This window comes from Anaeromyxobacter sp. K, from assembly GCF_000020805.1.
Taxonomy (GTDB): domain Bacteria; phylum Myxococcota; class Myxococcia; order Myxococcales; family Anaeromyxobacteraceae; genus Anaeromyxobacter; species Anaeromyxobacter dehalogenans.
This window is the reverse complement of record NC_011145.1, coordinates 2,799,990-2,817,929: the sequence shown is the minus strand read 5'-3', so window position 1 is coordinate 2,817,929 and position 17,940 is coordinate 2,799,990. Positions and strand designations below refer to the sequence as shown.

The following is a 17,940-nucleotide window of genomic DNA, read 5'->3' as shown; positions in this document are numbered from 1 at the left end:
GATGGCCCATGTGTCGCTCTGCCTCATCGCGAAGGACGAGGAGCGGATGCTCCCCGGGTGCCTGGAGTCGGTCCGGGGGGTCGTCGACGAGATCGTGCTGGTCGACACCGGCTCCACCGACCGGACCCGGGAGCTGGCGCGCGCGGCCGGTGCCAGGGTGCTGGAGCGCCCGTGGGACGACGACTTCGCGGCCCCGCGAAACCTCGCCGCGGCCCACGCCACCGGCGACTGGATCCTCCCGCTCGACGCGGACGAGCGGCTGGCGCCGGGCGCGGGGGTGGCCCTGCGGCGCGCGCTGCGGCGCGCCACGTTCGACGTGGGCCTGGTCCGGTGTCACAACGCCGACGCGCCCGACGCGCCGGCGGGCGAGGTCCTCTCCGGCGCGCGGCGCGCCGGGCCGCCGGCCCTGCTGCCGCGGGTGGTGCGGCGCGCGCCCGGGCTGCGCTGGACCGGGCGGATCCACGAGAGCGTGCTGGAGTGGGCCGCGGCGCGGGGCGGGCGCATCGCCGCGCTGGAGGTGGACCTCGTGCACCTCGGCTACTCGAAGGAGATCTGGGACGGGCGGGGCAAGCGCGCGCGCAACCTGGCGCTGCTGCGCCGGCGCGCCGAGGACGAGCCGGGCAGCGTCATCGCGCTCGGCTACCTCGCGGCGGAACTGCTCGCGCTCGGGCAGGCCGAGGAGGCCGGGGAGATCGCGGAGCGGGCCTGGGCCGCGCTGGACCGCCAGCCGCGCCACCGCTCGATCCGGCGCCTCGCGGTGGTCCGGGCGGCGCTCGCGGTCCGCCGCGGCGACGCCGCGGTCGCCCTCGAGGCCGTGGACCGGGCGGAGGCGGCCGGCGGCCCGAACCCGGACCTGCCGTTCTTCCGGGCGTGCGCCCTGGAAATCTCCGCCGGCGCCCCGGGCGCGCCCGGGCGCGAGGAGCGGCTGGTGCGGGCCGCCGCCGAGCTGCGCCGCGCGCTCGCGCTGCTGGAGGGCGGGGTGTTCGACCAGGTGATCTACGCGCAGCGGGCGCGGGCGCTGGCGCGGCTCGGCGCGGTCGAGCTGCGGGCCGGCCGGGCGGAGGCGGCGCGCGCGGCGTTCCGCGCGGCGCGGACCCCGGCGCGGCCGGCGGACGCGCTCGCGCCGGCCGAGGGGATCGAGGCGGCGGCCGGGGAGGCGGAGGCGCTGGTGGCGCTGGGCCGGGCCGGGGAGGCGCTCGCCGCGCTCGAGCCGGTGCTGGCCGCGGGCGGTCCACCGCGCGCCTGGGCCGCCGCGGCCCGGGCCGCGCACGCGCTCGGCGCGCTCGACGACGCGCGGCTGTTCCTGGCGCGCGCCCGGGCGGCGGCCGCGGCCTGATCAGCGCCCGCCGGCCGCGAGCCGCGCGGCGGCGGCCTCGAACGCCTCGGCGATGGGGGCGAGGGCCCGCTCCGCCTCGCGCGCCGCGCGCGCGTCGCGGGCCAGCGCGGCGGCGCCGAGCCGATCGCACACGAAGCGGTAGACGGCCGCGAGCTGGTCGCAGAGCTCCGGCGCGCGCGGACGGTCCAGCGTCGCGTGCAGCTCCACCACGATGTCCGACGCGAGCGTGAGCGGGCGCGCCGCCTCGGCGGCGGTGCCGCGCTCGAGCGCCTCGGCGCCGGCGCGGACGTTTCGCAGCGCCGCCTGGAACAGGAGCACCATCAGGCGCTCGGGGGAGGCGGTCTGGCGCTCGGCCTGGGCGTAGCGGCGGGCGGCTGGGTTCACGGGCGTACCTCGGGATCGGGAGGGAGGGTGGGGAGGCGGCGCGGGGCTCGTGGCCCGGGATCACCTCCCGGGAGGACGGTGTGGTGCGGCGCTACCCGCCCAGCAGCTTGAGCGCGAGCTGCGGCGTCTGGTTCGCCTGGGCGAGCACCGCCACGCCGGCCTGCTGCAGGATGTTCGCGCGCGCGAGCCGCGAGGTCTCCTCGGCCACGTCGGCGTCGCGGATGCGGCTGTTCGCGGCGGACAGCGCCTCGGCGAACGACTGGATGTTCGCGATGGTGCTCTGGAAGCGGTTGCCCACGGCGCCCAGGTCGGCGCGGCTGCGGGAGATGGTCTCCATGGCGGCGTCGAGGGTGGAGAGTGCGTCGCGCGCCCCGGTGGCGGTGGTGAAGTCGAGCGTGGAGGCGTCCAGCCCGAGCGCGCTGGCGGTCGCGTCCAGGGTGGAGAAGCCGATGCGGTCGTCGCCGGACGCGTCGCTCTCCACGCCCACCTGGAACCCGAGCGCGCTGCCGGTGCCGTCCAGCAGCGGCGTCCCGTCGTACTTCGTGACCGCCGCGATCCGGTCGATCTCGGCGCGGAGCTGGTCGGCCTCGGCCTGCACGTAGCCGCGCTCGGTGTCGCCGATGCCGTCGGAGGCGGCCTGCATGGCCAGCTCGCGGAGCCGGCTCAGCACGTTGGAGGTCTCGTTCAGCGCCGCCTCGGTGGTCTGGATCACCGAGAGGCCGTCGTTGGCGTTGCGCGCCGCCTGGTTGTAGCTGCGGATCTGCGCCTCGAGCTTGGTGCTGATGGCGAGCCCCGCGGCGTCGTCGCCGGCCCGGGTGATGCGGTAGCCGGAGGACAGGCGCGACATGGAGGACTCGAGCGCGGTCTGCGTGGTGGACAGGTTCCGCTGCGCGTTCAGCGAGGCGATGTTGGTGCGGATGGACAGGGACATGGTCGGGTCTCCGGGGCGCGCCCGGCTGGACGCGAGGGGCGCTTCACCCCGGGATTCGGCGCGCTCCGGCCCGGGCTTAAGGGCGGCGGCGCGATCCGCGCGCCGCCCGCCTCATGGCGCCTCCCGTTCGCGTGGGGCCCGTCGCGAGGCACACGATGGCGTCGCCGAGCCGGGCACACGAGGACCGAGCAGCGCAGGCGTGCCCGTAGGCACGTCGAGCAGCACAGGGACGAGTCTGCCCGGCGCAGGCAGCCAGCGTGCGCCGCAGCAGGGCTCTACGCGAATGGGAGGCGCTCTCAGCCGCGCCGGTACGCGGCCGCGGCGCGCCGCGAGCGCGCGGTCCGGTCGAGCGCGTCGGCCAGGCGGGCGCGGCCGGCCTCGGCGCGGGCGAGCGCGCGGCGCTGGGCGTCGGCGGCGCGGGCCAGCGCGCGCGGGTCCAGGCGGGCGCGGGCGGCCGCCAGCGCCTCGCAGGCGGCCGCGGCCCGGCGCACCGCCCTCGCCGCGGCGGCCACGTCGTCGCGGGCGAGCGCCGCCTCGGCCTCGGCGAGCGCGTCCTCGAGCATGGTGCTCATCGCGCCGCCCCGGGGCGCGCGCCCGGCCCGAGCAGCGGCGCGACGGCGCGCTCCGCCTCGCGGGCCAGCGCGGCGTCGCCGAGCAGCGCCGCGTCGGTGAGCCGGCGCGCCGCCCGCACGCAGGCCGCGGCGAGCGCGCCCTGGCCCTCGGGCGCGTGCTCCGGCTCCAGCGCGAGGCGGACCGAGACCAGGTGGTCCACCGCCGCGCCCAGGGCGCGGACGGCCTCCGCGGACCGCCGCGCCTCGAGGGCGGCGGCGCCGGTGCGCATCAGCGCGATGGCGCGGCGGAGGTGGCCGCCGGGGTCGCACGAGGCGGGTCCGGGGCACGGCGCGGCGAGGCAGGCGGTCACGTTCAGCTCCCCTTCTGCTGCTGCGTGGTCTGGCCGGCGAGGAAGCTCCCGATCGACTTGAGCCCGCTGACGGTGTTCTCCATCGCGGTGAACTGGCGGATCAGGTTCTGCTGGAAGGCGTCGATGCGGAGCTGCAGCGCGGCGGCCTGGCCGTCGAGGTCCTTCACCGTGCGGCCCAGCCCCTCCTGCCGGAGCACCAGGGTGCCGCCGCCGGCGCGGGTGTGGTCGGTCACGAGCGACTTCACGACCGCGGCCAGGCCCGTCCCCGAGGTCGAGAACAGCGCGTTCACGGCGGCGGGATCGCGCGAGATCGCCGAGGCGAGCGTGGTCGCGTCGATGGAGAGGCTGCCGTCGCGGGCGGTCTTGACGCCCAGGTCCGCGAGCGTGCGCACGGTCGCGAGCCCGGGCACCTCGGTCACCAGCACGCGCTGGAGCCGGGCCTGCAGCGCGCGCAGGGTGGAGTCGCCGGCCAGGGTGGTGGCGCGGTCGGCGTCCTTCGCGACCGCCAGGTGGCGCTGCACGAGCCGCATCACGCCGTTGTACGCGTCCACCAGCTTCTGCAGCCGCGCCTGGGTGCCGTCCGGATCGGTCCCGAGCACCAGGTCCTCCGCCGCGCCGCCCTCGCTCGTGAGCGTGAGCGTCACCCCGGGCAGCGCGTCGGCGATCACGTTGCCCGTCCGGGTGAACGTGAGGCCGTCGACCTCCACCTGCGCGTTGCGCGCGGCCTCGATCTCCGCCAGGCCCGGCGGCTGGCCGGTGGCGCCGGCGTCCGGGGTGAAGGCGATGGACAGCGCGTCCGCGGGCGTTCCGGCGGGCGGGTGGCCGGTGTCGCGGGCGGTCACGGAGAGCCAGGACGACGTGCCGTCGTCGAGCACCACCGCGGACACCGGCGCCCCGCTCTGACGGATGGCGTAGGCCACGTCGGCGAGGCTGGTGCCGTCCGCGACGGCGATGGGGGGATAGGCCGTGCCCTGGACGGTCAGGCGGAGCGTCCCGCCGGCCACGCCGACGCCGTCGGCGAACGCGTCCGAGCGCCACTTGGCCGGGCGCGCCAGCGCCTTCACCGCCACCCGGTAGCTGCCGGCGACCGCGTCCGTCCCCGGGGCGGCCGAGAAGGCCTTCGGGCTGGAGCGCGCCTGGGTGGAGAGGACGCCGTGGGCGCCCAGGTCGGCGGCGGCGGCGGAGAGGGTGGACAGCCCGGAGATGACGTCGCCCAGCGCGGAGATCTGCGTGCGGAACGCGGCCTGCCGCTGCCGGAGGAGGCCGAGCGGCCGCGACTCCAGCTCGACGAGCTTCTCGACGATGGCGTTGGTGTCCATCCCCGAGGCGAGACCGCCCGCGCGGAACGATGCGTCCATGTAGGCCTCCGGCCGCTCCCCGGCGCGTGGCCGGGGAGCGGCGCGCGAAGTTCACCGCGAGATCACCCGAGCAGCTTCAGCGCGAGCTGCGGCATCTGGTTCGCCTGGGCGAGCACCGAGACGCCGGCCTGCTGGAGGATGTTCGCGCGGGCGAGGCGCGAGGTCTCCTCCGCCACGTCCACGTCGCGGATGCGGCTGTTCGCGGCGGACAGCGCCTCCGAGAACGACTGGATGTTGTTGATGGCGCTCTGGAACCGGTTGCCCACCGCGCCCAGGTCGGCGCGGTTCTTCGAGACGGTCTCGATGGCCGCGTCGATGGAGGAGAGCGCGTCGCGGGCGGCGGTGCCGCTGGTGAAGTCCAGCGTGGACGCGTCCAGGCCCAGGCTGGACGCGGTCGCGTCCAGCGTCGAGAAGGAGATCTGGTCGTTGCTCGACGTGTCCTTCTCCACGCCCACCTGGAAGTTCAGCGAGGTGGCCGTGCCGCTCAGCAGCGCGGTGCCGTTGTACTTCGTCACGTTGGCGATGCGGTCGATCTCGTCGGTGAGCTGGTCGGCCTCGGCCTGGACGTAGGCGCGCTCCTTGTCGCCGATGCCGTCCGAGGCCGCCTGCATGGCGAGCTCGCGGAGCCGGGTGAGGATGTTCGAGGTCTCGTTGAGCGCGGCCTCGGACGTCTGGATCACCGACAGGCCGTCGTTCGCGTTGCGCACGGCCTGGTTGTAGCTGCGGATCTGCGCCTCGAGCTTGGTGCTGATGCCCAGGCCGGCGGCGTCGTCGCCGGCCTTGGTGATGCGGTAGCCCGAGGACAGGCGCGACATCGACGAGTCGAGCGCGTTCTGCGTGTTGGACATGTTTCGCTGCGCGTTGAGCGAGGCGATGTTCGTCCGGATCGAGAGGGACATCCGTGCTTCTCCTTGGTGGTGTGGCGGGGCGCCGTCTGGTCGCCCTCACCCTCCGCATCGGCGCGCCGGCGCCCGGCGATAAGGCGGCGGCGCCGCCGGTCACCGCAGCCGGTCGAGCAGGGTGAGCTGGAACCCCTTCGCGGTGGCGGTGAGCGCCGCGTCCAGCGCGCGCTGCGCCAGGGCCAGCTCGCTCGCGGCGGCGATGGGGTCGGCGTCGGCCAGCTTCCCGATCGCGATCCGCGCGGCGTCGCGGGCGGCCTCGCCGGCGCGCGTCGCGGCGTCGAGGGTGGCCATGGCCGCGCCGGCCGCGCCGCGGCCGGAGGCGAGCTGATCGGTGCCGCGCGCGAGCGGCGAGAGGGTGGCGCGGACGGCCTCCGGGTCGTTCGCCTCGAGCGCCGCCGCCAGCGCGCCGAGCGTGGCGAGCACGTCCACCCCGCCGCCCGCCCCGGCGATGGCCACGTCGGCGCGGATCCCGGCCGGCTGCCGCACGCCCGGGGCGATCTCCACCTCGCGCACCCCGCCGTCACCCTGGTACGCGCCGCCCGCGTCGAACGGGGGCGCGCCGTCCCGGAACCCGCCCAGCAGGTAGCGGTTGCCCACCTTCACGCCGAGGCTGGCCACCGCCGAGGCCAGGATCCCGCGCACCTCCCGCGCGCCCCCCGCCCGCTGCGCCGCGTCGTAGGGGGCGCTCGCGAACATCGTCGCGAGCTCCTGCGCGCGCGCGAGGCCGTTCGCCACCTCGCCGAGCGCCGCGTCCACCGCGGCGAGCTCGTCCGAGGCGCGCGCGGTGGCCGTGGCGATCGCGTCCATGCGCTGCACCTTCACCCGCTCGGTCGCGATGCGCGCGGCGGCCCCCGGGTCGTCGCCGGGGTGGACCACGCGCACGCCGCTCGCGGCCTGCGCCACGGCGCGGTCGAGCCGCGCGCGCGCCTGGCCGCCCTCGAGGGCGGCGCGGTCGAAGGTCATCCGGTCGGTGACGCGCATGGTGGCTACTCCAGCTTCAGCAAGGTGTCGAACATCTCGGAGGAGGCCTGGATCACCTTCGAGATGGCCTCGTAGGCGCGCTGCGCCTTCTCCATCTCCAGCAGCTCCTCGTCCACCGAGACGCCGCTGGCCGACTCGCGCATCGTGGCGAGGTGGCCGGCGAGCCCCGCGTCCTGGGCGGCGGACGCGGCCAGCCCGCGCGCGGCGGCGCCGAACGTGCCGGTGATCCGCGAGAGCGCCCCGGTGGCGTCCAGGCCGGCCAGCAGGTCCGAGCCCTGGCCGGTCGCGATCCGCGTGGTCGAGGTGGCGAGCAGCGCGAGGACGTTGCCGGCGTCGCCGGGCTGGCCGGCGGCGCTGGCGGTGGCGAGGCGGGAGGGATCGGCCGCCACCGCGGCGGACACCGCGATGCGCCGGGCCGCGCCGGCGGCGGTGGCGCCCACGTCGAGCAGGTCCCGCCCGGTGCCGCCGTCGAGCCCCCAGCCGGCGCGGTGCACGGCGTTGAGCTGGTTGCCCACCGCCCAGGCGAGCTGGTCGAGCGCGGTGATCGCGTCCTTCAGCGGGCCGGACGACGCGTCCAGGAGCCCGCCCAGCTCGCCCCCGGGCGCGACGTCCGCGCAGACGCCGCCGGTGGCGAGCTGCACCGAGAGGTGGCCGTCCGGGCCGGGCTGCGGGAGCAGCGTGGAGGCGCTCAGGCCGGCGACCAGCGCGGAGCCGCCGGGCAGGAGCAGCGAGACGTCGCCCTCGCTCGTCGCGGCCGGCGTCGCGCCGGTGAGCTCGGCGAGGCGGTCCACGGAGCGCTGGCGCGCGTCGAGCAGGTCGTTCGGCTCCCCGGCGCCGGCGGCGCGCGCCGCCCGGATGTCGCGGTTCAGCGCGGCCACCTCGGCGGCGAGGGCGTTCGCGTCCGACAGGCCGGCGGCGATGCGCGCGTCGGCGCCGGCGCGCGCATCCTCCAGCCCCTGGCGCGCGCGGTTCAGCGAGAGCGCGAGCGTGCGGGCGGCCGCGACCGTCGCCTGGCGGAGGCCGGGATCCGACGGCGCCTGCGACAGCTCGGTGAGCGCGGCGTAGAGGCCGCCGAGCGCCTCGCCGGGCCCGCCCTCCGCCTCCGGGTCCAGCACCTGGACCGCCCCGAGCAGCGAGGACGCCGCGGCGGAGCGGGCGGCCCGGCCCTGCGCCGCGGGGAGCTGCGCCTCCAGGAACCGGTCGCGCGCCTGCGTCACCTGCGCCAGCGTGGCGCCGCGGCCGATCCAGGCCCCGCCGGCCTGCTGGGCGGGGAGGGCGGTCGCGAGCACCGCGCGCTGGCGCGCGTAGCCGGGGGTGTTCGCGTTCTGCAGGTTGTGCGACGCGGTCGCGGCGGCGGCGCGCTGCGCCGCGAGGCTGGCGGCGCTGGACGAGAGGATGCTCAGCAGGTCGGCCACGGGATCGCTCCTCAGGCGCGGCGGGCGGCGGCCGCGGGCGCGCCGCGCCGGTCGTAGGCGGCGGGGCGGGGGCTGAGCGCGGCGAGGTAGCCCTCGACGCAGGCGCGCGCCCCGGCCGCCAGCGCGAGGTTGATCCGGTCCCGCTCCGCGATCCGGGCGGCGAGCGCGCGGACGTCGGCGAGCAGCACCCCGAGCGCGTCCGCCGCGCCGGGCGCCCGCGCCCGCAGCCGGGACAGGGTCGCCTCGCCGCCGGGGGCGGCGCGGGCCAGCGCCGCGGCGAGCCGCTCCTGCAGCGCCGCCACCTGCGCGTTGAAGCCCGCGCGCGCGCTCGCGCCCTCGAAGATGCGGGCGGCGTCGAGCGCGCGCAGCGCCTCGGGCACCGCGCCGGCGCGGGCCGACTCGGCGCGGAGCGCGTCGCGCAGCGCGGCGGCGGCGGCGAGGACGTCCTCCATCGGCGGCCTCACCGCTCGAGCATCGCGCGCAGCTGCGCGGTCAGCTCGGCGTCCTCGAGGATCCGCTGCGCGATGCGCTGCGGATCCGGCCGGAAGGTGCCCTGCTTCACCGCCGCCTCGATGGCCTCGAGCCGCACGGCGCGGTCCTGCGCCGCCCCGGCCCGGGCGGTGGCGGCGGCGGCCTCGAGCCGCGCCAGCGACTCGGTCGAGACCCGGTCGGCCGCCGGCGCACCCGCCTCGCGGGTGCGCGGCGACCCCGCGGTACGTCCCGCCTGGACGCGACGGATCTCTGCGGCATCGTTGATCTTCATGGAGACCTCCTGCTCACGGTCCGCTCCTGCCGCGCTCATCGGCACGCCGTGCGTAGATCTTGAGGGCTCGCGCCGGATCGATCGCCCGGCCCCTCATCCGGACCTCGAAGTGGAGGTGCGGCCCGGTGGACCGGCCGGTGCTCCCCACCAGCGCCAGCTCGTCCCCCGCGGCCACCACCTGGCCCGGGCGGACGCGCACCTCGGCGGCGTGCCCGTACAGCGTCAGCAGGCCGCCGCCGTGGTCCACCTCCACCGCGTTGCCGTAGCCGCCGCGCGGCCCGGCGCGGACGACCACCCCGGCCGCGGGGGCGCGCACCGGCGTGCCCTCCGGCGCGGCGACGTCCACGCCGTCGTGGCGGGTGGCGGCGCCGGTGAACGGATCGGCGCGCGGGCCGAACGCGCTGGTGAGCCGGCCCTGCAGCGGCGCCGCGAGCGCGCCGGGCGCGACGCCCCGCGGCATGGCCGGCCCGGCCGGCGCGGCCGGGGCGGGATCTCCGGGGCCGCCGAGCGATCGGGTGATCTCGCCGGCGAGCCCGATGCCACCCGAGCGCGCCACCGCGTCGGAGAGCGCGTCGGCGAACAGGTCGGCGCGGACCCCGGCGCCGGCGCCCTCGCCGCCGCGGAACGCGCCGCTCGTCTTCACGATCTCGCGGAGCAGCATGGCCTCGAGCGCCTGCGCGGCCTCCCGCAGCCGCGGATCCGCGGCGGGCGCGGCGGCGGGCGCGATCACTCGAGCACCTCGAGCTCGGCGTCGAGCGCGCCCGCGGCGCGGATCGCCTCCAGCACGGCCACGAGGTCGCGGGGGCTCGCGCCGAGCAGGTCGAGCGCGCGGGCGAGGTCCTGCACCGAGGCGGTGGCGGGCAGGGCCACCACGCCGCCCGCGGCCTCCGTGGCGGCGGCGCGGTCGCGGGTCGCCTCCACGGTGCGCCCGGCGCCGAACGGCGCCGGCTGCGAGACCGCCGGATCGCGCTGCACGCGCACCTGGAGGCCGCCGTGCGCCACCGCCACGGGGCGCAGGCGCACCCCTTCCCCGGCCACCACCGTCCCGGTGCGCTCCGAGACGACCACCCGGGCACGCTGATCGGCCTCGACCTCGAGCAGCTCGATCTCGGCGAGGAACCCGACCACGTCGTCCTTGCGCGCGGCCGGGGGCGACAGCTCCACCGCGGCCGGGTCCACGGCGCGCGCGGTGCCCGCGCCGAGCTTCGCGTTCACCGCGGCCGCGAGCCGGCTCGCGGTGGTGAGATCGGGCCGGCGCAGCGCGAGCACGAGCGGCGCCTGGCCCAGCGCGAAGTCCACCGCGCGCTCCACCGCGGCGCCGCCCGCCACCCGGCCCGAGGTCGGCGTGTTCTTGCGCAGCTCGGCGCCGCCGGCGCCCGCGTCGTACCCGGCCACCTGCACCGGGCCCTGCCCGACCGCGTACACCTTCCCGTCGCCGCCGGCGAGCGGCGTCACGAGCAGCAGCCCGCCCGCGAGCGAGCGCGCGTTGCCCATGGAGGCGACCGCCACGTCGATGCGGGTCCCGGGGCGCGCGAACGGGGGCAGCCGCGCGGTGACCATCACCGCGGCCACGTTGCGCGCGCGGACGTCCTTCGGATCGATGCGGATGCCGAGGCGCCCGAGCATGCCTGCCACCGACTGCTGCGTGAACAGCACCCGCTCCGAGTCGCCGGTGCCGGCCAGGCCCACCACCAGGCCGTAGCCGTAGAGCGCGTTCTCGCGGACGCCGACCACGTCGGCGAGCTCCTTCACCCGCGCGGCGGCGGCGGGGGAGGGCACCGCGAGCGCGGCCGCGAGGGCGAGGGCGAGGAGCGGGACGGGGATCGGTCGTGCGGGCATGGCGGGGGCTCAGAACGGCCAGAACCAGCCGAGGAGGCGGGACAGCCAGCCCTGGCGCTGGTTGTCGGAGAGCACGCCGCGGCCGGTGAACTCGATCTCGGCGTCGGCGACCATCGAGGACTTCACGCCGTTCTCCTGGTCGATGTCGATCGGCCGGACCACACCGGAGATGTAGAAGTGCTGCTCCTCCGCGTTCACCAGCACCACCCGGTGCCCCTCGATGAACAGGTTGCCGTTGGGCAGCACCTTGCGGACCACCGCCGGCACCGTGGCGGTGAGCCGCTCCGTGCGCGCGGTGGAGCCGAGGCCCTTGAACCCGGTGGTCGCGCCGCCCTTCAGCGCGTAGGGCGCGTCGAGCGAGGTGAGGAACGCCTCGATGGACGCGTTCAGCTCGCTGCGCCGGGTGAGGTCGGTGTCGGCGGAGCGCTTCGCGTCCGCGATCTCCTCGATGCGCACGACCACCAGGTCGTTCACGCGGAGCGCGCGGGCGTCGGTGTAGAGCATGGACGCGGCGCGCCCCTCGCGCCAGGTGGAGCCGGCCGACGCGGCCTGCGCCTCCTGCCCGGCGGCGTCCGGCACGGCGTAGTCGCGGCGCTTCGGGACGTGGCCGGCCACGTGGGCCGGCCCGCAGGCGGAGAGCGCGAGGACCAGCGCGGCGAAGGCCGCCACGGCGAGGGCGACGCGGGTGAGCGGGTTCACGGGACCTCCACCAGGATCCGGCCGTCCTGCAGCCGGCCCTCCACGCGGCGGCCGCCGGGGAGGAGCGCGCAGGCGCGGCCGCGCACGCAGGGAACGACGCGGGCCTCGCGGGTGATCTCCAGGCCGGCCGCGCGAACCACCACCTGCACCGGCGCCCCGGGCGCGGGCCCCGCGCGGACGTCGGTCCCGGCGAGCAGCGTGCCGGACGCGAGGGCGCGCGCGGCGCGCGCGCCGGGCGGAAGCCCTGCGAGCGGGGAGCGTCCCGGCAGGCGCTCCGCCTCGGCCGGCTCGACCGCGCCGGCGAGCGGCTCGCCGCCCGCGACCGCGCGCGTGGTCCGCAGGGCCGGTCCGGTGACCCGCACCGCGGCCCAGGCGAACGACCGGCACGGCCGCCCGGCGCCGTCGCGGCCGTCCACCTGCAGCGGGGTCTCGCCCGAGGCGAGCACCGGCCGCAGCGCCCGGAAGGCGGCGGGCGCGCAGCCGGAGGCGCCGCCGCGGAGCGCCTCGACGCGCGCGCGCGCGCCGTCGGGCGCGAGCGCCGCGGCCACGGCCGCCTCGGCGGAGGCGGCCGCGGGCGGACCGCCGGAGGCGGCGAGCAGCGCGGTGGCGAGGTGCAGGGCGGCGGGCATGCGGGGCTCAGCGCAGCGAGGTGAGGCGCTGCAGCATCTGGTCCGCGGTCTGGACCACGCGCGAGTTGAGCTCGTAGGCGCGCTGGGTGGCGATCATGTCGATCATCTCCTCGACGGCCTTCACGTTGGCGCCCTCGAGGAAGCCCTGCGCGAGCGTGCCCGCGCCCTGCTCGCCGGGGCGGGCGTCCACCGCCTCGCCGCTCGCGGCCGTCTGCAGGAGCAGGTTCCCGCCCGCGGCCTCCAGGCCGCCCGGGTTCGGGAACGTGCAGAGCTCGAGCCGGCCCAGCTCCTGCGGCGCCTCGCGCCCCGCGACCTGCGCGCGCACCGTGCCGTCGGCGTCCACCGTCACGCGGGTGGTCTCGGGCGGGAAGGTGATCTCCGGGTCCACCACCTCGCCGCGGGCGGTGACCAGCCGGCCGGCCGCGTCCACCCGGAAGTTGCCGGCGCGCGTGTACGCGAGCGAGCCGTCCGGGCGCTGCACGCGGAAGAACCCATCGCCCTCGATGGCGAGGTCGAGCGCGTTGCCGGTGGTGAGCAGCTCGCCCTGGCCGAAGTTGCGGACCGTCGAGCCGGTGCGCACGCCCAGGCCGACCTGCAGCGCCGCCGGCGCGGTGCCGCCGCGCGGGTCGGGCGCCTCGGCGCCGTGGATCGTCTCGGAGAGCAGGTCCTCGAACTCGGCCCGCTGGCGCTTGAACCCGGTGGTGCCGGTGTTGGCGAGGTTGTTGGCGATGACGTCCATCCGGAGCTGCTGGGCTTCCATTCCGGTGGCGGCGGTGTAGAGCGAGCGGAGCACGGGGATCCCTTTCACTTCACGCGCGCCACCTCGACGGCGCGCTGGTCGAGCTGCCGGTACGTCTGGATGGCCTGGAGCGAGGCCTCGTAGGCGCGCTGGGCGGAGACGAGCTGGATCGACGCCTCGAGCGCGCCGGCGTTGCCGAGCTCGAGCTCGCCGCTGCGCACCGCGCCCTCCGCCGGCAGCGCCCGTCCGCCGGCGCCCGGCGCGAGGAGCGACGGGCCGACGCGGTCCACCGGGCCGTCGAGCCGGGCCAGCCCCAGCGCCGCGACCTCCACGTCACCGGCCCACACGCGCCCGGCCGCGTCCACCCGCGCCTCGAGGTCGGGCGGGAGGACGATCGGCTCGCCCTGCGCCGAGAGCAGCGGCCGGCCGTCAGAGACGAGACGCCGATCCGGGTCCAGCGTCAGCCGGCCGTCGCGCGTGTAGGCGGTGCCACCGCCGGCGGTGCGCACCGTCAGGAACATCCCGGCCTCCGGGACCACGTCGAGCGCGTTGCCGGTCCGCTGGGTCGGGCCGGGGCGCAGGTCGATCCCGGTGGCGACCGCCGCCGCGTAGCGCTTGTCCTGCGCCGCTCCGGGCGCGAGGAAGCTCTCGAACGCGGGGCGCGCCGCCTTGAACCCGGGCGTCTGCGCGTTGGCGAGGTTGTCGGCCACGGCGTCGAGCTGCTCCGCCCGGGCCACCGCGCCGCACATGCTCACGTAGATGCCGTCCGCCATGTCCGCGTCTCCCGCCCGGCACCTTCGCAAGGGGCGCGCCAGCCGGGCGCGCCAGGGGACCGGCGCGGCCGGCAGGGCCCGCGGCGTGCAAGGCGCGGCGAGCGGGGGCGAGGAGGGACGGCGTGGCGCGGACGCGGCTGGATCGGCTGGTGAACGTGCGCGAGCGCTCCGAGGCGCGCGCGCAGGAGGACCTGGCGCGGGCCCGCGGAGGCGTGGCGCGCGCGGCGGAGCGGCTGGAGGCGACGCGCGCGGGCGCCCGGGCCGACGGGCGCGGCGCGGGGGCGGCCGGGCTGTGGGCGGTGGAGGAGATCGCGCACGCGCGGGCGCTGCGCTCGGTGGAGGCGGCGGAGGCCGAGGTGGCGCAGGCGCTCCGCCGCGAGCGCGTCGCCCAGGCCGGGCTGGCGAGCGCGCGGAACGAGGCGGAGGCCGCCCGCCGCGCCCGCGAGCGGAAGCTCGAGGAGCAGCGGGCGGAGGCGGAGCGGAAGGAGCGTCGCGCGCTGGACGAGCTCGCGACGCTCGCGTTCAACCGGCGCGCCTGAGCGCCGGCGGGCGCGCCGCCGCGGCGGCGAGGGGCAGGTGCGACACGAGCGCGCGCGGCGCGGCCCCGCGGGCGCGCACGGCCGCGCGGCCCGGGTCGAGCAGCATCCAGGGCGCGCGGGCCTCCTCCGGCCCGGCGGCGCCACGGGCCAGCCGCACCACGGACTTCGAGAACCCGTCCTTGCCGCGGGGCACCAGCGCGAGCGGCGCGTCGGACGGGCGCATGCGCTCGAAGCCGAGCTTCTGGTACACGGCGAAGGCGCGCGGGTTCTCGGCCTGCAGCGTGACCCGCCCGCCGGCGCCGGCGCCGCGCGACAGCGTCACCGCGCGCTCGACCAGCGCGCTGCCCGCGCCGCGCACGGTGCGCGCATCGGGCGGGTCGGCCGGGCCGAGCAGGTTCCACGGGGCGGTGGCGAGCAGCTCCACGAACGCGGCCCCGGGGCACACGAACAGCGACGTGACGGCCTGGATGCGGCCGCGGTGGACGGCGGCGTGGACGGTGCGCTGCTCGGTGACGCCCTCGCCCTCCTCCTCGCCGGCCAGCACGCGGGAGAGCTCGCCGACGATGCGCAGCGAGTCCTCCAGGCGGGCCCGCGTCGGCGGGGTGACCCCGCGGGCCAGGAAGGCCTGGGCGGTCAGGATCCAGCCCCGCAGCTCCTGGGCGAGATCGGGGTCGTCGGGCTCGAGGGAGGTGAAACGGAAGGTCGCCCGCCCCGTGGGACGGGCGCATCGTTCGTCTGGGTCGTCGTACGACGGCATGGCTCAGCGTGCTCCTGGCGGCGCATCCGGCGCTCGCCTCGACCGCGCATCCTCGCCTGCGGGGACATCCCGGAACGGCGGCGCGATCGCCCCAGACGACAGCACCGGGCCCGGAGCCGGTAAAGCTTTCCGCGAACCGCCGCCCGTTTCGCGGGGTTCCGCATGTCTTGGGGCCGATGTAGGCCCGCGTACTACCTGAAAACGTGGGTGGATGTCGTCACGTGTCCGACATGAGCGCGCGGAGCCTCTTCACGGCCTCCGCGTGGAGCTGGCAGACGCGCGGCTCGGACACGCCCAGCACCTTCGCGATCTCCCGGTAGGTGAGCGCCTCGTCGTAGTAGAGCGCCAGCAGCACCTGGAGCCGCTCCGGCAGCGCCGCCACCGTGCGCGCCAGGGCCCGGCGCCGCTCGGCCGCCCCGAGGGCCTCGTCGGCGGGCACGGCCGGGGCGGGCGCGAGGTCGTCCTCGACCGGCACGGGCGGCGACGCGAGCAGGAGCAGCTCCCCCACCTGCTCGGCGGGGAGCTCCGCCGCCTCGGCCACCTCCACCGGGTCGGGCTCGCGGCCGAGGGACTGCTCCAGGCGCGCCCGGGCCGCGAGCACGCGGTCGGCGTCCGCGCGGAGGCGCCGCGGCAGGTGGTCCATCCGCCGCAGCTCGTCCAGCATCGCGCCGCGCACCCGGTGCTCGGCGAAGGTCTCGAAGCGGACGTCGTGCGCCGGGTCGTAGCGGCGCGCCGCCTCGAGCAGCCCCATGGCGCCGGCGGACCAGAGATCGCCGGGCTCCACCGCGTGGCCGGTGCGGGCGGCGAGGCGGCGGGCGCAGCGATCGAGCAGCGGCGCGTGGCGCCGGAGCAGGGCGTCGTCCGGCCCGGGGGCGGGCGGACCGTAGCGGGCGAGGGCGGCGAGGGCGGCGTGCATCGGCGGACCTAGGCGGCGGGCTGCCGCTCGCGGAGGAGCTGCTGCCAGAACAGCTTCACGCCGCCGGGCAGCGTGGCCGGGGGCGGCGCGGAGAGGATCGCGTCGCAGAGCCCCTCGAGCGCGCGGCTGGCGGGGGAGCGCGGGTAGAGCTCGACGAGCGGCTGCTGCACGCGGCCGGCGCGCGGCAGGTCCTCGTCGCGCGGGATGGAGCCGAGGTAGGCGAGGCGCGCGTCGAGGAACTTGCCGGTGACCTGGGTCAGCCGGCGGAACACGTCCCGCCCCTGGAAGTCGGCGGCCTGGTTCGCGACCACCCCGAACCGCGTCACGCCGGCCTGCTGCGACAGGACCTTCACGGTGGCGTAGGCGTCCGAGAGCGAGGTGGGCTCGGGCGAGACCACCAGCAAGGCCTCCTGCGCCGCGCCGGCGAAGAACAGCACGTTGTCCCCGATGCCCGCGCCGCAGTCCACGAGCACGAGGTCGAAGCGCCGGTCGAGCGCCTCGAAGGCGGAGACGAGGGCGAGCTTCTGCGCGTCGGAGAGCCGCGTGAGCGACTGGATGCCGCTCGACGCGCCCAGGACGCGCACGCCGCGCGGGCCCTGGGTGAGCACGTCCTCGGCGGTGGCCGCGCCGTCGAGCAGGTGGCCGAGGTGGTGGGTCGGGCAGATCCCCAGCACGATGTCGGCGTTGGCGAGGCCCAGGTCCGCGTCCACCAGCAGCACGCGGCGCCCGGCGCGCGCGGCGAGCACCGCCAGGTTGGCGGAGATGTGGGTCTTGCCCACGCCGCCCTTGCCGCTCGTCACGGCGATCACGCGCAGCGGCGGGGCGGGGTCGCGCGGGGGGACGCGGTCGCGCAGGCCCTGGGCCTGGTCGGCGACGGCGCGCTCACGGGGATCGTTCACGGGGCATCCTCTCCGGCGACGAGGTCCACCAGCTCCCCGGCGCCGAGCGCGTGCACGTCCTCGGGCACGCGCTGGCCGTTGGTCACGCAGGCGATGGGGCGGCACACCCGGACCGCGGCGGAGAGCACGCTCCCCGGCCCGGCCGCCTCGTCGAGCTTGGTCAGCACCAGGCGATCCGGCGCGAGCGCGCGGTAGCGATCGGCCACCGCAGCGAGCTCCAGCGCGCCGGCCGCCGCGGAGACGGTCAGGTGCAGCTGGACGCGCGGGACGGAGCGGACCAGCGCCGCCTGGCGCTCGACGTCCTCCACCGACGCGTGGCCGGCGGTGTCCAGCAGCACGAGGTCCACGTCGGAGAGCCGCTCCAGCGCGCGCCCGAGCTCGCCGCGGTCGCGCGCCACCAGCACCGGGACCTCCATGATCCCGGCGTAGCGCGCGAGCTGCTCGGCGCCGCCGAGCCGGTAGGTGTCCACCGTCACGAAGGCGACGCGCTTGCGCGTCTCCAGCAGCGCGCGCGCCGCCACCTTGGCGAGGGTGGTGGTCTTGCCCACGCCGGTGGGGCCCACCGCGGCGATCACGCGCCGGCCGTCGTGGAGCCACGGGGCACGGCACGGCACCAGCCGCTCGCCCAGCAGGTCCTTCACCGCGCGCCAGGCGCGGCCCGGGTCGGCGCCGCCCAGCTCCAGCGCCGAGCGGACCAGCCCCTCCGCCAGGGCCGGCTCCATCCCGCGGCCCACCAGCCGCGCGTAGGCGTCGGCGCCGGCCGGCGGGAGCTGCAGCTCGCGCCCGGCGCGCGCCTCCAGCGTCACGGCGGCGAGTGCGCGGCGGGTCTCCTCCACCGACCGGCGCAGCCGGCGCAGCTCGTCCTGCAGCGGGTCGTCGGGTGGCCGCGCGGGCGCCGCAGGCGCGGCGGGCGCGGCGGGCAGCGGCGGCGGGCGCGGCGGTGCCGCGGCGGGGCGGCGGGCGCGCGCCGCGGGGGCGCCGGCGGGCTCCAGGGCGGCGGTGATCTCCACCTCGGCGCGCCGGAACAGGCCGCCGTCCACGGTGCGGGTGGCGAGGATGACCGCCTCCGGGCCGAGCGCTGCCTTCACCGCGGCGAGCGCGGAGGTGGGGTCGGGGGCGCGGAAGGTTCGGACGGTGGGCGTCATCGGCGTGGCTCCT

Annotated in this window: 22 protein-coding genes; 2 read left to right on the top strand and 20 right to left on the bottom strand. The window is 78.0% G+C overall.

The window, feature by feature from the left end; translation table 11 throughout:
- The first annotated feature begins 1 nt into the window (after position 1).
- Entirely contained in the window at positions 2–1,336 is a 1,335-nt protein-coding gene (locus tag ANAEK_RS12670) for a glycosyltransferase family 2 protein (protein ID WP_012526532.1), read from the top strand.
- On the opposite strand, the gene fliS is transcribed toward ANAEK_RS12670, so the two are convergent.
- The 16 genes from fliS to ANAEK_RS12590 all read right to left on the bottom strand — a co-directional run bounded on the left by fliS (position 1,337) and on the right by ANAEK_RS12590 (position 13,671).
- Positions 1,337–1,720: a flagellar export chaperone FliS gene (gene fliS / locus ANAEK_RS12665; RefSeq protein WP_012526531.1), complete on the bottom strand. Its 384-nt coding sequence runs from the start codon at positions 1,718–1,720 to the stop codon at positions 1,337–1,339. It lies immediately after the preceding gene.
- A gap of 91 nt (positions 1,721–1,811) precedes the next feature.
- Positions 1,812–2,651 carry a flagellin gene (locus ANAEK_RS12660; protein ID WP_012526530.1) on the bottom strand — a complete coding sequence of 280 codons (840 nt, stop codon included), beginning with the start codon at positions 2,649–2,651 and terminating at the stop codon, positions 1,812–1,814.
- A 296-nt stretch (positions 2,652–2,947) separates the two neighbouring features.
- Positions 2,948–3,223, bottom strand: a complete 276-nt coding sequence (locus ANAEK_RS12655) for a hypothetical protein (RefSeq protein ID WP_012526529.1) — start codon at positions 3,221–3,223, stop codon at positions 2,948–2,950.
- Positions 3,220–3,573 carry a hypothetical protein gene (locus ANAEK_RS12650; RefSeq protein WP_012526528.1) on the bottom strand — a complete coding sequence of 118 codons (354 nt, stop codon included), beginning with the start codon at positions 3,571–3,573 and terminating at the stop codon, positions 3,220–3,222. Before ANAEK_RS12650 ends, ANAEK_RS12655 begins: the two co-directional genes overlap by 4 nt.
- Positions 3,574–3,575: 2 nt before the next feature.
- Positions 3,576–4,931, bottom strand: coding sequence for a flagellar filament capping protein FliD (gene fliD / locus ANAEK_RS12645; protein WP_012526527.1), 1,356 nt, complete (start codon positions 4,929–4,931; stop codon positions 3,576–3,578).
- 62 nt (positions 4,932–4,993) lie between these two features.
- Entirely contained in the window at positions 4,994–5,830 is an 837-nt protein-coding gene (locus ANAEK_RS12640; RefSeq protein WP_012526526.1) for a flagellin, read from the bottom strand.
- A gap of 99 nt (positions 5,831–5,929) precedes the next feature.
- Positions 5,930–6,814, bottom strand: coding sequence for a flagellar hook protein FlgL (locus ANAEK_RS12635; RefSeq protein ID WP_012526525.1), 885 nt, complete (start codon positions 6,812–6,814; stop codon positions 5,930–5,932).
- A gap of 5 nt (positions 6,815–6,819) precedes the next feature.
- Positions 6,820–8,229: a flagellar hook-associated protein FlgK gene (gene flgK, locus ANAEK_RS12630; RefSeq protein WP_012526524.1), complete on the bottom strand. Its 1,410-nt coding sequence runs from the start codon at positions 8,227–8,229 to the stop codon at positions 6,820–6,822.
- A gap of 11 nt (positions 8,230–8,240) precedes the next feature.
- Complete coding sequence (locus ANAEK_RS12625) at positions 8,241–8,693, bottom strand: hypothetical protein (RefSeq protein ID WP_232288205.1); 453 nt, start codon at positions 8,691–8,693, stop codon at positions 8,241–8,243.
- Positions 8,690–8,992, bottom strand: a complete 303-nt coding sequence (locus ANAEK_RS12620; RefSeq protein WP_012526522.1) for a flagellar biosynthesis anti-sigma factor FlgM — start codon at positions 8,990–8,992, stop codon at positions 8,690–8,692. Before ANAEK_RS12620 ends, ANAEK_RS12625 begins: the two co-directional genes overlap by 4 nt.
- Before the next feature lie 13 nt (positions 8,993–9,005).
- Positions 9,006–9,722: a M23 family metallopeptidase gene (locus ANAEK_RS12615; protein ID WP_012526521.1), complete on the bottom strand. Its 717-nt coding sequence runs from the start codon at positions 9,720–9,722 to the stop codon at positions 9,006–9,008.
- Positions 9,719–10,831: a flagellar basal body P-ring protein FlgI gene (locus tag ANAEK_RS12610; RefSeq protein WP_012526520.1), complete on the bottom strand. Its 1,113-nt coding sequence runs from the start codon at positions 10,829–10,831 to the stop codon at positions 9,719–9,721. Before ANAEK_RS12610 ends, ANAEK_RS12615 begins: the two co-directional genes overlap by 4 nt.
- 9 nt (positions 10,832–10,840) lie before the next feature.
- Positions 10,841–11,530 (bottom strand): flagellar basal body L-ring protein FlgH, encoded by a 690-nt coding sequence (locus ANAEK_RS12605; RefSeq protein ID WP_012526519.1) that lies wholly within the window; start codon positions 11,528–11,530, stop codon positions 10,841–10,843.
- A complete protein-coding gene (locus tag ANAEK_RS12600; protein WP_012526518.1) occupies positions 11,527–12,159 on the bottom strand; it encodes a hypothetical protein in 633 nt (210 codons plus the stop codon). The genes ANAEK_RS12605 and ANAEK_RS12600 overlap by 4 nt, the downstream gene beginning before the upstream one ends.
- A 7-nt stretch (positions 12,160–12,166) precedes the next feature.
- Positions 12,167–12,967 (bottom strand): flagellar basal-body rod protein FlgG, encoded by an 801-nt coding sequence (gene flgG / locus ANAEK_RS12595; RefSeq protein WP_012526517.1) that lies wholly within the window; start codon positions 12,965–12,967, stop codon positions 12,167–12,169.
- The gene (locus tag ANAEK_RS12590) at positions 12,964–13,671 is read right to left on the bottom strand and encodes a flagellar hook basal-body protein (RefSeq protein WP_012526516.1); all 708 of its coding nucleotides are present in this window, start codon (positions 13,669–13,671) and stop codon (positions 12,964–12,966) included. The genes flgG and ANAEK_RS12590 overlap by 4 nt, the downstream gene beginning before the upstream one ends.
- 122 nt (positions 13,672–13,793) lie before the next feature.
- Between ANAEK_RS12590 and ANAEK_RS12585 the strand changes: the two genes are divergently transcribed.
- Positions 13,794–14,210: a hypothetical protein gene (locus ANAEK_RS12585; protein ID WP_012526515.1), complete on the top strand. Its 417-nt coding sequence runs from the start codon at positions 13,794–13,796 to the stop codon at positions 14,208–14,210.
- Here ANAEK_RS12585 and ANAEK_RS12580 read toward each other — a convergent pair.
- The 4 genes from ANAEK_RS12580 to flhF all read right to left on the bottom strand — a co-directional run bounded on the left by ANAEK_RS12580 (position 14,194) and on the right by flhF (position 17,927).
- Positions 14,194–14,967 (bottom strand): GNAT family N-acetyltransferase, encoded by a 774-nt coding sequence (locus ANAEK_RS12580; RefSeq protein ID WP_012526514.1) that lies wholly within the window; start codon positions 14,965–14,967, stop codon positions 14,194–14,196. The two genes, ANAEK_RS12585 and ANAEK_RS12580, sit on opposite strands and share 17 nt — an antisense overlap.
- A 217-nt stretch (positions 14,968–15,184) precedes the next feature.
- Entirely contained in the window at positions 15,185–15,883 is a 699-nt protein-coding gene (locus ANAEK_RS12575; RefSeq protein ID WP_012526513.1) for a sigma-70 family RNA polymerase sigma factor, read from the bottom strand.
- 8 nt (positions 15,884–15,891) lie between these two features.
- Positions 15,892–16,782, bottom strand: a complete 891-nt coding sequence (locus ANAEK_RS12570; RefSeq protein WP_012526512.1) for a MinD/ParA family protein — start codon at positions 16,780–16,782, stop codon at positions 15,892–15,894.
- On the bottom strand, positions 16,779–17,927 hold the full coding sequence (flhF, locus tag ANAEK_RS12565) for a flagellar biosynthesis protein FlhF (RefSeq protein WP_012526511.1): 1,149 nt from the start codon (positions 17,925–17,927) through the stop codon (positions 16,779–16,781). Before flhF ends, ANAEK_RS12570 begins: the two co-directional genes overlap by 4 nt.
- Positions 17,928–17,940 lie beyond the last annotated feature (13 nt).

Excerpts from the sequence above, each read along its gene's own strand:
- ANAEK_RS12590 (WP_012526516.1), bottom strand. The coding sequence starts at position 13,671 with ATGGCGGACGGCATCTACGTGAGCATGTGCGGCGCGGTGGCCCGGGCG.
- ANAEK_RS12575 (WP_012526513.1), bottom strand. The coding sequence starts at position 15,883 with ATGCACGCCGCCCTCGCCGCCCTCGCCCGCTACGGTCCGCCCGCCCCC.
- ANAEK_RS12655 (WP_012526529.1), bottom strand. The coding sequence starts at position 3,223 with ATGAGCACCATGCTCGAGGACGCGCTCGCCGAGGCCGAGGCGGCGCTC.
- ANAEK_RS12670 (WP_012526532.1), top strand. The coding sequence starts at position 2 with ATGGCCCATGTGTCGCTCTGCCTCATCGCGAAGGACGAGGAGCGGATG.
- ANAEK_RS12610 (WP_012526520.1), bottom strand. The coding sequence starts at position 10,831 with ATGCCCGCACGACCGATCCCCGTCCCGCTCCTCGCCCTCGCCCTCGCG.
- fliD (WP_012526527.1), bottom strand. The coding sequence starts at position 4,931 with ATGGACGCATCGTTCCGCGCGGGCGGTCTCGCCTCGGGGATGGACACC.
- ANAEK_RS12635 (WP_012526525.1), bottom strand. The coding sequence starts at position 6,814 with ATGCGCGTCACCGACCGGATGACCTTCGACCGCGCCGCCCTCGAGGGC.
- ANAEK_RS12620 (WP_012526522.1), bottom strand. The coding sequence starts at position 8,992 with ATGAAGATCAACGATGCCGCAGAGATCCGTCGCGTCCAGGCGGGACGT.
- ANAEK_RS12660 (WP_012526530.1), bottom strand. The coding sequence starts at position 2,651 with ATGTCCCTGTCCATCCGCACCAACATCGCCTCGCTGAACGCGCAGCGG.
- ANAEK_RS12600 (WP_012526518.1), bottom strand. The coding sequence starts at position 12,159 with ATGCCCGCCGCCCTGCACCTCGCCACCGCGCTGCTCGCCGCCTCCGGC.
- ANAEK_RS12640 (WP_012526526.1), bottom strand. The coding sequence starts at position 5,830 with ATGTCCCTCTCGATCCGGACGAACATCGCCTCGCTCAACGCGCAGCGA.
- flhF (WP_012526511.1), bottom strand. The coding sequence starts at position 17,927 with ATGACGCCCACCGTCCGAACCTTCCGCGCCCCCGACCCCACCTCCGCG.
- ANAEK_RS12580 (WP_012526514.1), bottom strand. The coding sequence starts at position 14,967 with ATGCCGTCGTACGACGACCCAGACGAACGATGCGCCCGTCCCACGGGG.